18 protein-coding genes are annotated in these 15,321 nt (G+C 64.8%); 8 read left to right on the top strand and 10 right to left on the bottom strand.

The window, feature by feature from the left end; translation table 11 throughout:
* Positions 1-8: 8 nt before the first annotated feature.
* Together ACQY8B_RS06890 and ACQY8B_RS06885 are read right to left on the bottom strand one after the other, a co-directional pair.
* Positions 9-842, bottom strand: a complete 834-nt coding sequence (locus ACQY8B_RS06890; protein ID WP_422086009.1) for a shikimate dehydrogenase family protein — start codon at positions 840-842, stop codon at positions 9-11.
* Between the two features lie 29 nt (positions 843-871).
* Positions 872-1,795 (bottom strand): shikimate dehydrogenase family protein, encoded by a 924-nt coding sequence (locus ACQY8B_RS06885; RefSeq protein ID WP_422086008.1) that lies wholly within the window; start codon positions 1,793-1,795, stop codon positions 872-874.
* 199 nt (positions 1,796-1,994) lie between these two features.
* Between ACQY8B_RS06885 and ACQY8B_RS06880 the strand changes: the two genes are divergently transcribed.
* The 8 genes from ACQY8B_RS06880 to ACQY8B_RS06845 all read left to right on the top strand — a co-directional run bounded on the left by ACQY8B_RS06880 (position 1,995) and on the right by ACQY8B_RS06845 (position 8,988).
* The gene (locus ACQY8B_RS06880) at positions 1,995-2,780 is read left to right on the top strand and encodes an IclR family transcriptional regulator domain-containing protein (protein WP_237674990.1); all 786 of its coding nucleotides are present in this window, start codon (positions 1,995-1,997) and stop codon (positions 2,778-2,780) included.
* A gap of 8 nt (positions 2,781-2,788) precedes the next feature.
* Positions 2,789-3,454, top strand: a complete 666-nt coding sequence (locus ACQY8B_RS06875) for a hypothetical protein (RefSeq protein ID WP_422086007.1) — start codon at positions 2,789-2,791, stop codon at positions 3,452-3,454.
* A gap of 69 nt (positions 3,455-3,523) precedes the next feature.
* The gene (locus ACQY8B_RS06870; protein ID WP_422086006.1) at positions 3,524-4,531 is read left to right on the top strand and encodes a Bug family tripartite tricarboxylate transporter substrate binding protein; all 1,008 of its coding nucleotides are present in this window, start codon (positions 3,524-3,526) and stop codon (positions 4,529-4,531) included.
* 131 nt (positions 4,532-4,662) lie between these two features.
* Positions 4,663-5,328 carry a response regulator gene (locus tag ACQY8B_RS06865; protein ID WP_422086005.1) on the top strand — a complete coding sequence of 222 codons (666 nt, stop codon included), beginning with the start codon at positions 4,663-4,665 and terminating at the stop codon, positions 5,326-5,328.
* 146 nt (positions 5,329-5,474) lie between these two features.
* Entirely contained in the window at positions 5,475-6,875 is a 1,401-nt protein-coding gene (locus ACQY8B_RS06860; RefSeq protein WP_422089165.1) for a sensor histidine kinase N-terminal domain-containing protein, read from the top strand.
* A gap of 18 nt (positions 6,876-6,893) precedes the next feature.
* Entirely contained in the window at positions 6,894-7,910 is a 1,017-nt protein-coding gene (locus tag ACQY8B_RS06855) for a tripartite tricarboxylate transporter substrate-binding protein (protein WP_422086004.1), read from the top strand.
* 19 nt (positions 7,911-7,929) lie between these two features.
* On the top strand, positions 7,930-8,334 hold the full coding sequence (locus tag ACQY8B_RS06850; protein WP_422086003.1) for a DUF6194 family protein: 405 nt from the start codon (positions 7,930-7,932) through the stop codon (positions 8,332-8,334).
* A gap of 189 nt (positions 8,335-8,523) precedes the next feature.
* A complete protein-coding gene (locus tag ACQY8B_RS06845) occupies positions 8,524-8,988 on the top strand; it encodes a DUF2846 domain-containing protein (RefSeq protein ID WP_422086002.1) in 465 nt (154 codons plus the stop codon).
* 127 nt (positions 8,989-9,115) lie between these two features.
* Here ACQY8B_RS06845 and ACQY8B_RS06840 read toward each other — a convergent pair whose 3' ends face one another.
* From ACQY8B_RS06840 to ACQY8B_RS06805, 8 genes are all read right to left on the bottom strand, one after another.
* Positions 9,116-10,339 (bottom strand): ROK family transcriptional regulator, encoded by a 1,224-nt coding sequence (locus ACQY8B_RS06840; protein ID WP_422086001.1) that lies wholly within the window; start codon positions 10,337-10,339, stop codon positions 9,116-9,118.
* Entirely contained in the window at positions 10,332-11,129 is a 798-nt protein-coding gene (locus ACQY8B_RS06835) for an ATP-binding cassette domain-containing protein (protein WP_422086000.1), read from the bottom strand. Before ACQY8B_RS06835 ends, ACQY8B_RS06840 begins: the two co-directional genes overlap by 8 nt.
* The gene (locus ACQY8B_RS06830; RefSeq protein WP_422085999.1) at positions 11,129-12,088 is read right to left on the bottom strand and encodes an ABC transporter permease; all 960 of its coding nucleotides are present in this window, start codon (positions 12,086-12,088) and stop codon (positions 11,129-11,131) included. Before ACQY8B_RS06830 ends, ACQY8B_RS06835 begins: the two co-directional genes overlap by 1 nt.
* Positions 12,089-12,103: 15 nt before the next feature.
* The gene (locus ACQY8B_RS06825; protein ID WP_422085998.1) at positions 12,104-13,111 is read right to left on the bottom strand and encodes a sugar ABC transporter substrate-binding protein; all 1,008 of its coding nucleotides are present in this window, start codon (positions 13,109-13,111) and stop codon (positions 12,104-12,106) included.
* A gap of 212 nt (positions 13,112-13,323) precedes the next feature.
* Positions 13,324-13,830 carry a pentapeptide repeat-containing protein gene (locus tag ACQY8B_RS06820; RefSeq protein WP_422085997.1) on the bottom strand — a complete coding sequence of 169 codons (507 nt, stop codon included), beginning with the start codon at positions 13,828-13,830 and terminating at the stop codon, positions 13,324-13,326.
* A 40-nt stretch (positions 13,831-13,870) separates the two neighbouring features.
* The gene (locus ACQY8B_RS06815; RefSeq protein ID WP_422085996.1) at positions 13,871-14,260 is read right to left on the bottom strand and encodes a hypothetical protein; all 390 of its coding nucleotides are present in this window, start codon (positions 14,258-14,260) and stop codon (positions 13,871-13,873) included.
* Positions 14,261-14,303: 43 nt separating this feature from the next.
* Complete coding sequence (locus ACQY8B_RS06810) at positions 14,304-14,738, bottom strand: hypothetical protein (RefSeq protein WP_428745006.1); 435 nt, start codon at positions 14,736-14,738, stop codon at positions 14,304-14,306.
* Positions 14,739-15,008: 270 nt separating this feature from the next.
* Positions 15,009-15,224 carry a hypothetical protein gene (locus tag ACQY8B_RS06805; RefSeq protein ID WP_422085994.1) on the bottom strand — a complete coding sequence of 72 codons (216 nt, stop codon included), beginning with the start codon at positions 15,222-15,224 and terminating at the stop codon, positions 15,009-15,011.
* Positions 15,225-15,321 lie beyond the last annotated feature (97 nt).

Below are 15,321 nucleotides of genomic sequence, written 5' to 3'. Positions count from 1 at the left end.
TCGGCCTTTCAATATTTCAATTGGGCCACGGCGCGCAATTCCTCCGGGGACGCTGTGCCAAAGCCGAAGAACTCCAGGTACGCGGGGATCATTTCGAAGAGCATGTCGGTGCCGACCTGCACCTGGCAGCCCTTGGCCTTCGCGGCCTCGAGCAACGGCGTGTATTCGGTCTTCATCACGACCTCGCCGACGAAGGTGCCAGAGTCGATGCGGTCCACGTCGAAAGGCAGCGGGTCGCCCTCCTTCATGCCCAGCGGCGTGGCGTTGACGACCACGTCGTAGCCGGCCGGGTCTTTCGAGCCCGTGCTCACCTTCATCTGCGGATAGTGCTCGCGCAGCCGCGCGGCCAGCGCACCGGCCGAGGCTTCGCTCATGTCGAACAACATCAGCTCGGCGGCGCCTGCCGCGGCAATCGACGCCGCAATGGCCGAACCCACGCCGCCCGTGCCCGACACCAGCACCCGCGTGCCCTTGAAGAGCCGCCCCTTGCGCTCCACGCCGCGCACGAAGCCGGCGCCGTCGAATTGGTCACCCAGCAGCGTGCCGTCGGGCCGCTTGAGGATCGCGTTGCAGGCGCCCGCCACACGCGCGGTGGGCGTCACCTCGTCCACCAGCGCCATCGTCGTGACTTTGTGCGGCATGGTCACGAGTGCGCCGCGCAGGTTGCTGAATTTGAAGATCTGCGGCAGCGAGGCCGCGTAGTCCTCGGGCTTCACGCCCATCGGCACCACCACCGCGTCGATGCCCTGCTTGTCGAACCAGGGGTTGTAGATCATCGGAGCCTTGAAGGCTTCGGTCGGAAAACCCAGGTGGGCGATGAGCGTTGTCTTGCCGGAAATCATGTCGAGTCTCTTGAATGAAAAGGCGTGGCTCAGGCCACGCTCGGGGAGTGATAGCGCAGGGGCTTGGCGATTTCGCCGTGCATGGCCGGCGGGTAGATGATCTCGCGCAGGAAATCGGCGTCGGCGCGCAGCGCATCCGCCGCTTCGGTGTGGCCGAAGTAGCGCAGGTAGTGCGGCATCTGCTGGATCAGCATCTCGAAGCCGGCCTGCGCGTTGAGCCCGCGCGCGCGGGCCGCGCGCACCAGCGGCGTGGGCTGGTTGCGCAACAGGATGTCGAACAGCGCGGCATGGCTGTCCATGCGCGCCACGTCCACAGGCAGCGCGTCGTCCTCGACCAGCCCGAGCGGCGTGGCGTTGACGACAAGGTCGTAGCCCTCCGGCGCGTTGCTGTCGACGGCCACCACCGTGGCGTCGAAGAAGGCGTCGAGCTTGGCGGCCACGCCCGCGGCCTTGCCGGCGGCGCGGTCGAAGAATGCGATGTGCGCGGCGCCGTTCACCACGCCGCCTTCGGCAAGCGCCACGCCGATGGCCGCCGCGCTCACACCCGCGCCGAGGATCAGCACGCACTTGCCGCGAAAGGGAATGTTGCAGTGGTCGAGCGCGCCGATCAGGCCTTCGCCGTCGAACAGGTCGCCCTCGAGCTGGTCGCCCTCGGTGCGGCGCACCACGTTCACCGAACCCGCCACGCGCCCGAAGAGCCCGCAACCGTCGAGCAGGTCGACCACCAGCGGTTTGTGCGGCGGCGCGATCACCATGCCGCGCAGGTTGCGCGCCAGGAAGGCCGATTTGAAGAACACCGCGAAGTCACGCACCGGCACCTGCATGGGCAGCAGCACCGCGTCGATGCCGAAGCGCTCGAAGGCCGCGTTGAACATGCGCGGCAGCCGCACGTTGCGAACCGGGTCGCCCGGAATAAGGTACGCCTGGGTGCTGCCGCTGATGGAATGGCTCATGTGCTTGCTTCCGTTCGTCAATCGCTCTTTTCGAGGCCGGATGCCGAGCTTTATAGTCCCTTCAGCCCATTGATGCAGGAATGCATGCCTCAGAACGTTCGATAATCGATCTTTAAAAATCGTTAATCGTTCAAATCAAGGGTTTTCACCTGCACCGAATGCCAACGCCAACCGCATCGCCGGAGGCACACTTCCGCCCATGAGCAAGGACGACTCGACACCCCCCGCAGGCCTGGACAAGCGCGACTGGATTGCCGGCCTGGAGCGCGGCGTGAGCATCATCGAGGCCTTCGACGATGCCAACCCGCGCCTCACCGCCAGCCAGGCGGGCCAGCGCACGAACATGACCCGCACCGCCGCGCGGCGCTACCTGCTCACCCTGCAGCACATGGGCTACGTGGCCAGCGACGGCAAGCTGTTCTGGCTCACGCCGCGGGTGCTGCGGCTGGGCCGCTCGTACCTGGAATCGGCCCGCCTGCCGCGCGTGGTGCAGCCTTTTCTGCAGCGCGTGGCCGCCGGCACCAACGAGATCGCCTACCTCAGCGTGATGGACGGGGACGAGGTGGTCTACATCGCGCGCAACGGGCCGAACCGCAGCATGAGCACCGGCTACGTACTGGGCGCCCGCGTGCCGGCACAGGTGACGGCCTCTGGCATGCTGATGCTGGCGCTGCGCAGCGACGCCGAGCTGAACGAGTGGCTGGCGACCAGGCAGCTCACGGTTTTCACCTCGCACACCATCGCGAGCATGGAGCGCATGAAGCTGGAGCTGGCCCGCATCCGGGCGCAGGGCTGGGCGCTGTCGGAACAGCAGCTGGACCTGAACTCGCGCGGCATCGCGGCGCCGCTGCGCGACCGCCACGGCACGCTGGTGGGGGCGCTGAACATCACGATGCCGATGGGACACGAGAGCTCGGAAGACGCGGTGGCGCGGGTGCTGCCGGTGCTGCGGGAGACGGCGCAGGCGATGCGCAACCTGATCTGAGGATCGCCGTGGACGCTGATGCACCGCACTCCCCGGACCGGGCAACGCTGCCGGACTGGGCGTCGCAGTCGGAGCCCGTGGAAGGCGTGCTCATCGATATCGCTTTCATCGTGGAGGCCTCGTTCTACTACGGCCCTTCGTCGAACATCTCGCCCGAGCAATGGCAGAACATGCGCGAGCCGCTTTACCAGCCGGCCATACCGGGTGCGGCACAGGGCTTCGTGCTGTCGGCCGACTGCGTCGGCCACGAGGAAGAGCTCTGCCGCCACTACCGCGACCTGCTCACCAAAGCCGCGCACCACGGCAAGGACCTGGCAGACAGCCCCAATTTCTGGAACAGGCCGGTCGTCCTTGCACCAGGCCGCTTTCTGCTGAGCTTTCCGTGGCACGACCGCTTCAGCGAGGGGCGGGCCTTCATCGAATCGTTGACGGCCGGCACGCCGGGCGAAGTGTTCTCCGACTACGAGCAAGGCTGGTTCTTCGACCTGCGGCTGCACGACGGCATGCTGTACCTGCGCGATGACGACCCGGACGAGGGCAAGACCTTCCACAACCTGCGCTTTGCATACGCGCCTGTGCGCGCGCAGGTGGAAACCGTGCTTGCGCGCGTGGAGCACCTGATCGCCAGGCTCGCACGCGAATTCGGCCGCGACTACTGGACGGGCGGCGACTGACAGCATTCCGACAGCCTCTGCCGGGCAGGATGCGCGCTTTCAATCCAAAAGCGCTGGAGACAAAGCCCCATGTCCGACTTCTTTTCGAACGATGCCCGCCTGAACCGCCGCCACTGGCTCCAAACCGGCGGCGCCCTCGGCCTCGGCGGCCTGCTGCCCTCGCTGGCCTCGGCGCAAGACGCCTGGCCCAACAAGTCGATCCGCTTCGTCGTGCCCTTCGCACCCGGCGGCAGCTCGGAAATCGTCGCGCGCTCGACCGCGGCCGAGCTTTCGCGCACGCTGGGCCAGAGCGTGTTCGTCGACAACAAGCCCGGCGCGGCCGGCAACATCGCGATGAGCGAAGTGGCGCGCAGCACCGACCAGCACACGATCATCCTGGGCCACATCGGCACGCTGGCGGTCAATCCGTACATCTTTGCCAAGCTGCCCTACGACGCGAACAAGGACTTCAAGCCCGTGAGCCTGCTGGCCAAGGTGCCCAGCCTGTACGTGGTGCACCCGGACGTGCCGGCCAAGAACCTCAAGGAGTTCATCGCCTATGCCAAGTCGAAGCCGGGCAAGCTCAGCTACGGTTCGGCGGGCAACGGCAGCGCGGGGCACCTGGCATTCGAATACCTGAAGATGACGGCCGACGTGTTCATGCTGCACGTGCCCTACCGCGGCACCGGGCCGATGGTGACCGACCTGCTCTCGGGCCGGCTCGACGCGTCGGCCATCGGCGCGGCGGCGATCATTCCGTTCATCAAGGCGGGCAAGGTGCGCTGCATCGCGACCGGCTCGGCCAAGCGCCTGGCGCAGCTACCAGACGTACCGACCGTGGCCGAGCAAGGCTTCCCCGGTTTCGAGATGACGCAGTGGTACGGCATGCTGGCGCCGGCCAACATCACGCCCGCGCAGATGGCCAAGCTCTCGGCCGAGACGATGAAGGCGGTGAAGTCGCCCGACTCGATGCAGCGGCTGACGGCCGATGCGGCCGAAGCTGTCGGCGGCACGCCCGAGCAGTTCACTCAGTTCATTGCGGCAGAGCAGGCCCGCTGGCAGAAAGTGATCGCAAGGGCAAACATCAAGCCGGATTGACTGGCAAACCCCCAGGCTTCGCGCACTTCGTGTCGCTGCGCCAGCCCCCTTGCAGGGGGCAACACCTGCGGCCCGGCAAAGCCGGTTCCGCGGTGTTTCCCGAAAAGGCCCGGCACAACTAGGATCAGCCGATGCGCATCCTTCTTGCGGAAGACGAACACACCCTGGGCACCTGGCTCTGCAAGGCGCTGGAGCACGCGGGCATTCAGGTCGAATGGGTGGACGACGGGAGGCTGGCCGATCGGGCGCTGCAGCAGCGCGACCACGATGCGCTGGTGCTCGACCTGGGCCTGCCCGGGCTCGACGGGCACACGGTGCTGCAACGCCTGCGCGAGCGCGACCAGCGGCTGCCCGCGCTGATCCTGACGGCGCGCGACTCGGTGAACGAGCGCGTGGCCTCGCTCAACGCGGGCGCGGACGACTTCCTCGCCAAGCCCTTCGCGCTGGCCGAGCTCGAGGCGCGGCTGCATGCGCTGGTGCGCCGCGCGCGCGGCGTGGAGCATCCCCGGCTGGCCTGCGGGCCACTGGTGTACGACGGCGCGCGCCGGCACTTCACGCTGAACGGCGAGGCGCTCGCGCTGTCGCCGCGTGAACTGGCGGTGCTGCGCGTGCTGGTGCAGCGCAGCGGCGAGCCGCTGTCGAAGCAGCAGATCCTCGAGCGCGTGTTCTCCGACGACGAGGAGGTGCATCCCGAAGCGGTGGAAGTCTTCGTCTACCGGCTGCGCAAGAGGCTGGACGGCAGCGGCGTGCGCATCGTCACGCTGCGCGGGCTGGGCTATGTGCTGGAAGCGGAATAAATGGCACGCCCCCAGGCTTCGCGCACTTCGTGTCGCGTCTCCTTCCCCCTCGCCAGGGGCGACACCTGCGGCCCGGTAGAGCCGGTTCCCCGGTGCCTCGTGAAGAAGCCGCTTCGGCACCGTGCATCGTGGGCATGGCGCTGAACATGGGGACCCGCCTGCGGCGTGCGAGCCTGTGGCAGCGGCTCGCGCTGCTGCTGTTCCCGGCCTTGCTGGTGGTGACCGGCCTCGAACTGTGGATGACGCGGCACGACGCGCTGGCCGCAGCCAACGCGGCCTACGACCGATCGCTGCTGGGCGCGCTGAAGTCGATCGACGCCAACATCTCGACCGCATCGGGCGGGCTGTCGGTCGAGCTGCCATACACGATGCTCGAGTTCTTCGAGCTCACTGCGAGTGGCCAGGTTTTCTTCAGGGTGTCGACCTCCGACGGACTGGTCGAGCTGGGCAGCGCCGACCTGCCCGCGCCGCCGGTCGAGCTGAAGATGGGCACACCGGTTTTCTACGACGCGACCTACTTCGGCGAAGCGGTGCGGCTGGCCGCCTACCGCCGCGACCTCGACCGCGCGCCCGCCGGCAGCACGGGCCGCAGCGTGCTGGTGCAGGTGGGAGAAAGCACGCGCTCGCGGCAGGAGTTCACCGCGCGCCTGGTGCGCAGCGCGGCGCTGCGCGACGGCCTGGTGCTGGCCATGCTGCTGTGCGGCACCGCCGTGGCGCTGGCCGCGGCGCTGCGCCCGCTGTCGCGGCTGGCGCGCGAGGTGCAGGCGCGCACGCCCGACGACCTCACGCGCATCGCCGAGGCAGACCTGCCCGCCGAGGTGCGCCCGCTGGTCGCCGCGGTCAACCAGCAGATGTCGCGCACGCAAGACCTGGTGACGCAGCAGCGCCAGTTTCTCGACGACGCCTCGCACCAGTTGCGCACCCACCTCACCACGCTGCAGATGCAGGCCGACTACGCCCGGCGCGAGCAGGACCCGGCGCAGATCCAGCTCGCGCTCGACGCGCTGGCCACCGAGATCGGCCGCGCGACGCGCAGTGCGCAGCAGTTGCTTGCGCTGGGGCGCAGCGACACGGTGTCGGTCGAGCCGGCCGGCTTCGACATGGCTGCGCTGCTGCGCGAGGTGGCGGTCGACCTGCTGCCGCTGGCGCGCGCCAAGCGCATCGACCTGGGCATTCACTCGCCCACGCCGGAGTTCATCGCCGTGGCGGACCGGGCGCTGATGCGCGAGGCCTTGAGCAATCTGGTGACGAACGCCATCGCCTACACGCCTGCAGAGGGCACGATCACGCTGTTCGCGGCCGGTGACGCAGCGGGCTGGAGCCTCAACGTCGAGGACGACGGGCCGGGCCTGTCCGACGAGGAACGCGCCGCGCTGGGCCAGCGCTTTCGCCGTGGCGCGCGTGCCGGCAAGGGCGGTTTCGGGCTCGGGCTGGCCATTGCGCGATCCATCGCGCAGCGGCACCAGGGCGAGTTGCGGCTCGAGGCACGCGAGTCCGGGCCGGGCCTGCATGCGATCATCTGGTGGCCCCGTCCGGCGGCGCACTGACCAGCCCGCCACCACCCCATGCCCGCGCCCCTTCACGCCAACCGTCGCCACGCCCTGCGCGCGTTGTCCGCGCTGCTGTTGCCCGTGAGCCTGCGCGCGGCGGCGGCCGATGACCCTTCCCTGGAAGCCGCCGACTGCGTGATCCCCGCCAAGGCCGGCGGTGGCTTCGCGCTGACCTGCGCGCTCGCCCGTGATGCGCTGCAGGCCGTGCGCCCCACTCGTCCGCCGTTGGCCCAGCGCTACCTGCCGGGCGGCATCGGCGCCGTCGCGTTCGACCGCATCGCCACCGGCAAGCTCGGCGGGCCTGGCACGCTGGTCGCGTTCTCGAGCGGCTCGCTGCTCAACCTGGCACAGGGGCGCTTCGGTCCGCATCCGCCTTCGGCCGTGCGCTGGATCGCCACGCTCGGCACCGACTACGGCGTGATCGCGGTGCACCGCGACTCGCCCTGCAAACGGCTGCAGGACCTGATCGCAGCGCTGCGCCAAGACCCGTCGCGCATCGCCTTCGGCGCGGGCGGCACGGTCGGCAGCCAGGACTGGGTGAAGGCCGCGCTGCTGGTGCGCGCCGCGGGGCGCGACCACAAGGCGATGAGATTCGTGTCCTTCGAAGGCGGCGGCGACGCGCTGGGTGCGCTGCAGGGCAAGCATGTCGACGCCTTCCCCGGCGATGCGGCCGAAGCGCTGCAGGCCATTGCGAGAGGCGCCGCCGTGCGGCTGCTCGCGGTGCTGTCGGAAGACCGGCTCGGCGGTGCCCTCACCGGCGTGCCGACCGCGCGCGAGCAAGGCGTCGACCTGGTCTGGCCGACGGTGCGCGGCCTGTACCTGAGCGCTGACGTGCCGGAGGCCGCCGTCCGCGCCTGGACCGCCGCCTTCCGCGAGTCGAGCGCCGCGCCGGGCTTTGCCGCGTTGCGCGAGCGGCATGGGCTGTATCCCTTCGCGCTCACCGGCGCCGCGCTGGACGACTACGTGCAAGCGCAGATCGCCGCCTACCGCAAACTGGCCGACGGACTCGGCCTGCGCCGCTGGCCGTCGTGAACACGGGCAAGATGGCGGCATGACCGAAGACGCCATCACTGACTACCTGATCGACCTGCTGGCCGGCGGCCACTTCCAGGTTGCCGACGACAACACCTTCTTCTTCCACAACTCGGACAACAAGTTTCCCTTTGCCACCATCGTGACGAAGGACAGCGAGTTCGACAGCGCCTCGAATCTGGACCGCCCCGGCGTGTTCCGCCTGAACATCGGCGTGGGCAAGGAGAGCTTCCGCGCGCTGTTCGGCGAGCAGGAGCAGACGGAGATCGACTTCACAGCGCCCGACCGGCTGATGCCACATCCGGTGTACGGGAAGATGTACTGGGTCAGCGTGATCAACCCGAGCGACACGACATTCGAGACGATGAAGCCGTTGATCGCGGAGGCCCTCCGCCTCGCGGGCGCGAGAGACAAGAACAAATAGCCCCGGCGGTTGTCTGCCAGCGTTCGCACAGCGACGTTTCTGGAACGCCAATTTCGGCGGGAATCAGCCATCCGAATCCAGATTACGTATTGAAACAAAAAGCATAATGCCCACGTTCGCGGCACCACTGCCGCGAGCGGCCGGGTCGAGGGAGTACTCGGTCTTCCATTCACCACCGAGATCACAAAAATGAAGATCAATCACAAGAGCGGCATCGTCATCCTGTCGGCGCTGCTGATGACAGGATGCGCCTCCGTCAACATGGCCAGCAAGGAGGAGAGCGACAAGGCCAAGCAGTTCAGCGCCCCGGCCGCAGGGAAATCCGGCCTTTATGTCTATCGCAACAGCTTCGTCGGTAAGGCTTTGAAGAAGGACATCTGGGTCAACGGCAAATGCCTGGGAGAGAGCGCATCCGACGTGTTCTTCTACACGCAGGTCGACGGCGGCAAGAAGAACAAGATCGAAACGGAATCGGAGTTCTCGCCCAATTCGCTGGAGGTATTCATGGAAGCCGGCAAGAACTACTTCGTCCGGCAGTTCATCAAGATGGGAGCTTTCGTGGGCGGCGCCGACCTGGAGCAGATTCCAGAGGAGCAAGGCAAGGCCGATATAGCCTCGCTCGGCCTGGCGCAGCCGGGTACGTGCAGCAAGTAAGCGGTTTTCCTGGGGAGCGATCGCAAGCGGCCGATCGCCGCCCCAGGCGATCTCCGCATCGGCCTTCCCCCGAGGAACGGTCGGCCATCAAGGCGTGCATGGGGTGCGTTGCGACGTCGGCGGCCTTTCAACCGGCCTTCAGGAACACGTCATGATCCGGCGCGAAGTTCGCGTGCAAAGGCAACATCGCCCCGCCTAACGCACATGCCTGTGCCCCCACTCTGCCCCCATGCAACTGCGGGCGCCAAAGCCCCTCCCAATTGCATTGCGCGAGCGCTGCGCGCGTCTGCTCCAGCAGGGCCTGCAGCAATGCGCGTGACATGGAACCGTCCATCACCACGTCGGCCAGATCGAGCACTGCAGTGCTGCTGACGACGGCATGCGCCAGTGCCAGCGAAGCAGAGCCGAGCCAGGCCTGCGTCGCGGCGGCAAACGGCGGCTGCAACGCACGGTCGTCATAGGCGGCCGTCGGGTCGAGTCCTTCGTCCTGCAGGCGCTGCTCCAGCTCCCACAGCGAAGCCTCTGCCATCACCTGCGGCGGCAGTGCGCCATCGGCTCGCGCCGATTGCATCGGCAACGAAGCCAACGCCCCGGCGTTGCTGTGTGCGCCCGTGTGCAGGTGCGAGTTGATGACCAGCCCGCCACCCACGAAGGTGTCGACAAAGATGTACAGGAAGCTCTTCAGGTCGTGGCCGCGTCCGCAGACCAGTTCGGCCACGCAGGCCGCCACCGTGTCGCGTGCGAAGCTCACCGGCACATCGGTGCGCGTCCGCACCTCGGCCAGCAGGTCCATCTGGTTCCACTCGTCCGACTGCGCCTTGGAAAGGCCAAGCGTGCGGTGCCAGCCGCCCAGCATGAACGGCGCGGCCAGGCCCACGCCGACGTTGCGCGCGGCCAGCGGGCCGAGCCCGTCGCGCAGCCCGTGGATGTGCTTGGCAATGGCGGGCAGCAACGCCGCCGCATCGGGAAAGTCGTAGCTGATCGCGTGGCGCTCGCGCACCTGCGCGGTGAAGTCGATCAGCAGCCATTCGGCGCCGCGCCGCCCCACCTTGATGCCGATGGCGAAGGCGCCGTCCGGGTTGAGAGCCAGCGGCACGGAGGGTTGGCCGATGCGCCCGCGCACGCGGTTCTGCTTGACGATGAGCCCGTCTTCTTCCAGCCGCGCGGTGATGAGCCCGATGGTCTGCGCGCTCAGCCCCGTGAGCCGCGCGAGGTCGGCCTTGGGCAGGCTCGTGTGGACGCGCAGCGCCTGCAGCACCGTGCGTTCGTTGAACTGGCGCATGCCGACCTGGTTGGAGCCGCGCAGCCGCAGCAGGTCGGGCATGTGCGCGGCAGTTTCCGCATCAGGCATGCGCCTCCGCTGGCAACTGGTCGGCGGTCATGGCGCCGGTCATCACGGCGACGGTGTCGCTCATGCTGATCTTCTTCGGGTCGAGCACGGCCGCGCGCTTGCCCAGGCGCGCCACGTGGATGCGGTCGGCCACCTCGAACACATGCGGCATGTTGTGGCTGATGAGCACCACGGGCAGGCCCCGGTCGCGCACTCGGCGGATCAGCTCCAGCACCATGTTGCCCTCCTTCACGCCGAGCGCGGCGGTGGGCTCGTCCATGATGACCACATGCCGCGCGAAGGCCGCGCTGCGCGCCACCGCCACGCACTGGCGCTGGCCGCCCGAGAGCGTTTCGACAGCCTGCGTCATCGACTGGATGCCGACCTTCAGGTCGGCCATGCGCGCCGTGCTTTGAAGCAGCATCTGCTTCTTGTCGAGCATGCGCAGCACGCTGCCCAGGAAGCCGGGGCGGCGCAGCTCGCGGCCGAGGAACAGGTTCTCGTAGATGGTCATGGCCGGAGCCACGGCCAGATCCTGGTAGACCGTCTCGATGCCGGCGCGGCGCGCGTCCAGCGGGTTGCGGAAGTTCACCGCCTTGCCGTCGAGCAGGATCTGCCCTTCGTCGGGCACCACCGCGCCTGAGAGCGCCTTGATGAGCGACGACTTGCCCGCGCCGTTGTCGCCGATCACCGCGAGGATTTCTCCTTCGCGCAGTTCGAAGTCGACGCCGTCGAGCGCCGTGACCTGTCCATAGCGCTTCACCAGGCCCTTGGCCTGCATCACGATCTTGGGGTTGGCGACGACGTTCATCAGCGGGCTCCCCGGCGCGAAAGCTGGTCTGCCGTGACCGCCAGGATGACGAGCACGCCTGTCACCAGAACCTGGTATATCGACGACACACCCATCAGCGTGAGTCCGTTGCGGAACACGCCCACGATGAGCACGCCGATCAGCGAACCCAGCACGATGCCGCGCCCGCCGAACAGGCTGGTACCGCCGAGCACCACCGCCGTGATGGCGTCGAGGTTCTCGGTCTGCCCCGCGTTCGGGTCACCCACGCCGGTGCGCGCCACCGACAGCAGCGAGGCAATGCCGTAAAGCACGCCCGCCGCCACGTACACGCCCAGCAACACGCGCTGCGTCGGAATGCCGACCAGCCGCGTGGCCTCCGCGTTGTTGCCCACCGCATAGATGTGCCGCCCCGCCGCCGTTTCGCGCAGCACGAACCAGGCGAGCGCATAGAGCGCCACCATCAGCACAGAGCCCCACGCCACTTCGGCGCTGCCGATGTTGAAGGTGGTGCCCAGGCCGGTGAGGCCGCCGGGCAGGTCGGTGATGGTCTGCGAGGACGAGTACAGCTGCGTGATCGCGAAGGCGATGTTCAGCGTGCCCAGCGTCACGATGAAAGGCGGCAGCTTGATGCGCGTGACCAGCAGGCCGTTCAGCAACCCGAACAGCGTCGTCACGCCGATGCCGCACAAGATGGCCAGCGGCACGGGCAGCCCGAGTTCAGTGGCGAACTTGCTCATGATGATGCTGCCCAGCGCCATCACCATGCCGCAAGACAGGTCGATGCCCGCCGTGAGGATGATCAGCGTCTGGCCGATGGCGATGACACCGACCACCATCACCTGCTGCAGGATCAGCGATAGATTGCCGCCGGTAAGAAAGCGGTCGGACTGGGTCGCAAAGAAGATGCATGCGCCGAGCAGGGCCAGCCACGGCCCGAGGGCGCCCCACGGAATGTGGTGCGTTGGAGACTTCGCCATCTAGAGGTCCGCCGGTTACTTCTTGCCCCAGCACAGCTCGGTGCCGGTCTTGGTGTCCTTGCTGTCGACGCCCGCCACGCTCTTGCCGGCGATCAGCGTGACGCCGGTGTCGACGTAGCCCGAGGCCTTCTTGCCCGTCTTGGCGAACTCCACGCCCGCGGCCACGCCCATGGCTGCCATCTTCAGCGGGTACTGCTGCGAGGTCGCGGCGATGATGCCCGCGGCCGTGTCCTTGATGCCCTGGCAGCCGCCGTCGACCGACACGATCATCACGCCCTTCTCCTTGCCGGCGCGCTTCAATGCGTTGTATGCACCGGCGGCGGCGGGCTCGTTGATCGTGTAGACGAGGTTCACCTCGGGCGCCTTCTGCAGGCAGTTTTCCATCGCGGTCTGCGCCTTGGCCTGGTCGCCGTAGCTGTCGGCCATGCAGACGATCTCGGGCGCCTTCGACAACTCGTTCGATTTGGCGTCGTTGGCCGGCAGGCCGAAGCCCTTCATGAAACCGTTGTGGCGCTGCGCGCCCACCGGGTGGCCCGGCAGCAGGTCGAGCGCGACGATCTTCGCCGGCTTGCCCGCCATCGCGGCCTTGGCGTATTCACCGATCAGCACGCCGGCCGTGTAGTTGTTGGTGGCAAACAGCGCGTCGGTGGCGTCCGGCGGATCGGCCGGGCTGTCGAGCGCGATCACCATCACGCCCTTGTCGCGCGCCTTCTTGATCGCGGGAACGATGGCCTTGGCGTCGCTCGGCGTGATCAGGATGGTCTTGGCGCCGGCAGCGATCATGTTTTCCATCGCCGTGATCTGGCCCGCGTTGTCGCCGTCGGCCTTGCCCGCGCCCGAGAGCAGCTTGGCGCCGAGCTTCTTGGCTTCTTCCTGCGCGCCTTCCTTCATCTTGACGAAGAAGGGGTTGGTTTCGGTCTTGGTGACGAGGCCGATGATGGGCTGGTCGGCGGCGAAGGCGGCGGTGGATGCGGCCAGGGACATGGCCGCCACGGCCAGGATGGAGCGGGAGCTGCTGAACATGGTGTGGTGTCTCCTTGGACAGGCGGCGTAGCGCCTGCGGTCTTCTGGAACCGGATCGCTGGGGCTTTCTTGAAGGGAAAGGTTCGGCGTCCGGGCGCAGGGCGACTATCGACCAGGAGATGGACTAAATCAAGATGATTTAGTTATCGAAAACCCGGAGATGGGTGCATCAGCGCAGGGGGTCTTCTCTGGGGGTCTCGTCTGGATCGCTGTCAGTTGTTGATCCGGGCGTTCTCGAAATTCATGTCCTCGAACTCGCTTCCCGTGAAGTTCACGCGCTCCCCTTGCAGGTTGCTGGCCTGGATCCGGTTGCCGCGGCAGTCGAGCACGTCGAGGCTCGACCACGTGTTGCCGTCGAAGTTGAGATCGGTCCAGGTGCATCGGCTAAAGGCCGAGTCGCTGAGCCGGGCTGCGTTGAACTGCGAATGGCTGAATGTGCAGTTGACGAACGTGCAGCCGGAAATGGCGATGCCTTCGAAGTCACATGCGCTGAAGGTGCAACTGGTGAATTGGCACGCAGTCCAGCCTGCTTGCTTGAACGTGGTGCTCGTGAAGCTGCTTGCGGAGAAAGTGCTGGATGCGAACTGCGCCAAGTTCAGGTCGAGGCCTACGTAGGCGAAGCCGTCGGCTTGGCCGATCAAGCCAGCGGGCGCGCCACCGGTGCCTTTGCGCCAGAGGTCGTGGTTGAGGATGATTATTTGAGCACTCATTTTCTGCATTCATCAAAAATACGCATCGCCAAAATTCACTCAATCTCGGCTACTCCGAGTAATTCAATTCATTTACTCCAATTTCATCGATCAACAAAAAATTCTCCACACCCTCTAAACACGAAAGACTTCCCGTCAACCCAAGGATTATCTTCTCCAGATAGGCTTTCCTATCTACCACCAGATCAAGAGGAAGATCATGTGGAATTGCCTTCCTCCACAAACAGTCATCGGAGTAGTTGATCAACATGAAATGCAGTCCACGTACTACATTTGCCTTTGAAGTCGGACCAAATTTCGAAAATACAATCTTCATCTTCTCAATCAAATCAGCCTGATTGGTGGCCGATTTAATGTCAAACGACTCCAACCACTCATCACTTTTGCCAAGCAAAAATTCATAGAGGCCGCGCAGATAATTAAAATTCAACGACTTCATGGCATCGCTTTTCAATCAATCCCTAAAACCACCTTCCAAACCCCTAGAGAATAATTTTAGCCCTTGCCTGCTCCCAAACTCTGACATAGTCGAACACATTGATTCTTAGTGCGACAAAATCATTGTCAGCATTATTTTTCGCAAACAAAATCCCTTCCACGGAGCTCACAACAACGAAGTAAGCTTCGTTCGCATCGAATATTTCCGTACCACTTGGAAGCGCACAATATACGTCCGGCGCTACTGCACTATCCCCGAAGCATTTCGGCCAATCACCCTCAACCCAGCACGCGTTGTGCAGCAATTGAAAAAAGTAAACGGGGGACAGATTTTTGTCAAAAATGTTTTTTGCAAAATTGATGTTATTTTTCTGCCTCTCAATATTTGAAATCAGGTCATCTATCGCCCCGACCATCAAGCCCGAGAGAGAAGCCAAATCTTCACCTCCAAAAATCAATCCCTCTATGAAGATCAACATTCGATCAACAAAAATACACCGCCCGTCACTTGATTTTCTAGTGCTGATATCAATATGATTTTTCATCATTTACAGACAAATGACAAAACCAAACACCCCAATTCCACAGCATCAAGTTTCTCAATTCATTAAAAATCAAGTCCACCTCAAATACTCCAAACAGCGTGCGACCTACCCGTTAGCGCCAACACCATTGACAAAACGCCATGACCCAAAAGCAACTACCCTTCAATTAAGCAAATCGCTTTAAGCGGAGAAGAATCTCCAAAATCAAATCACTTCACTTCGGCGCACGCTTAATTCTTTCTCAACCAAAAGCTCGTCGCCAATGAAATTAAATATCTCCTCATCGCCTTGGCCCTCTTGACTCATTGTTTCCAAAACAACAAGACAGCCTCCTTCATCGCGCACATTCAATTGAATTATGAAGTCAAGCTCCTGCGGATAAAAACTTGCGTAGGCATAAAAAAACTCGCCTGTTGTCATTCACTCCAAAATTAACGCTCGCCACGGTGCGTTCGCTTAGGAAATGCACTGCAATTTCCTCAATATATTTTCTCAGAAAATACTTCACATGCGGTCA

This window comes from Variovorax sp. (genome assembly GCF_965279555.1).
In the GTDB taxonomy this organism is placed as follows: Bacteria; Pseudomonadota; Gammaproteobacteria; order Burkholderiales; family Burkholderiaceae_C; genus Variovorax.
The sequence above is the reverse complement of the archived record's forward strand: the minus strand, read 5'-3'. Positions and strand labels throughout refer to the sequence as shown.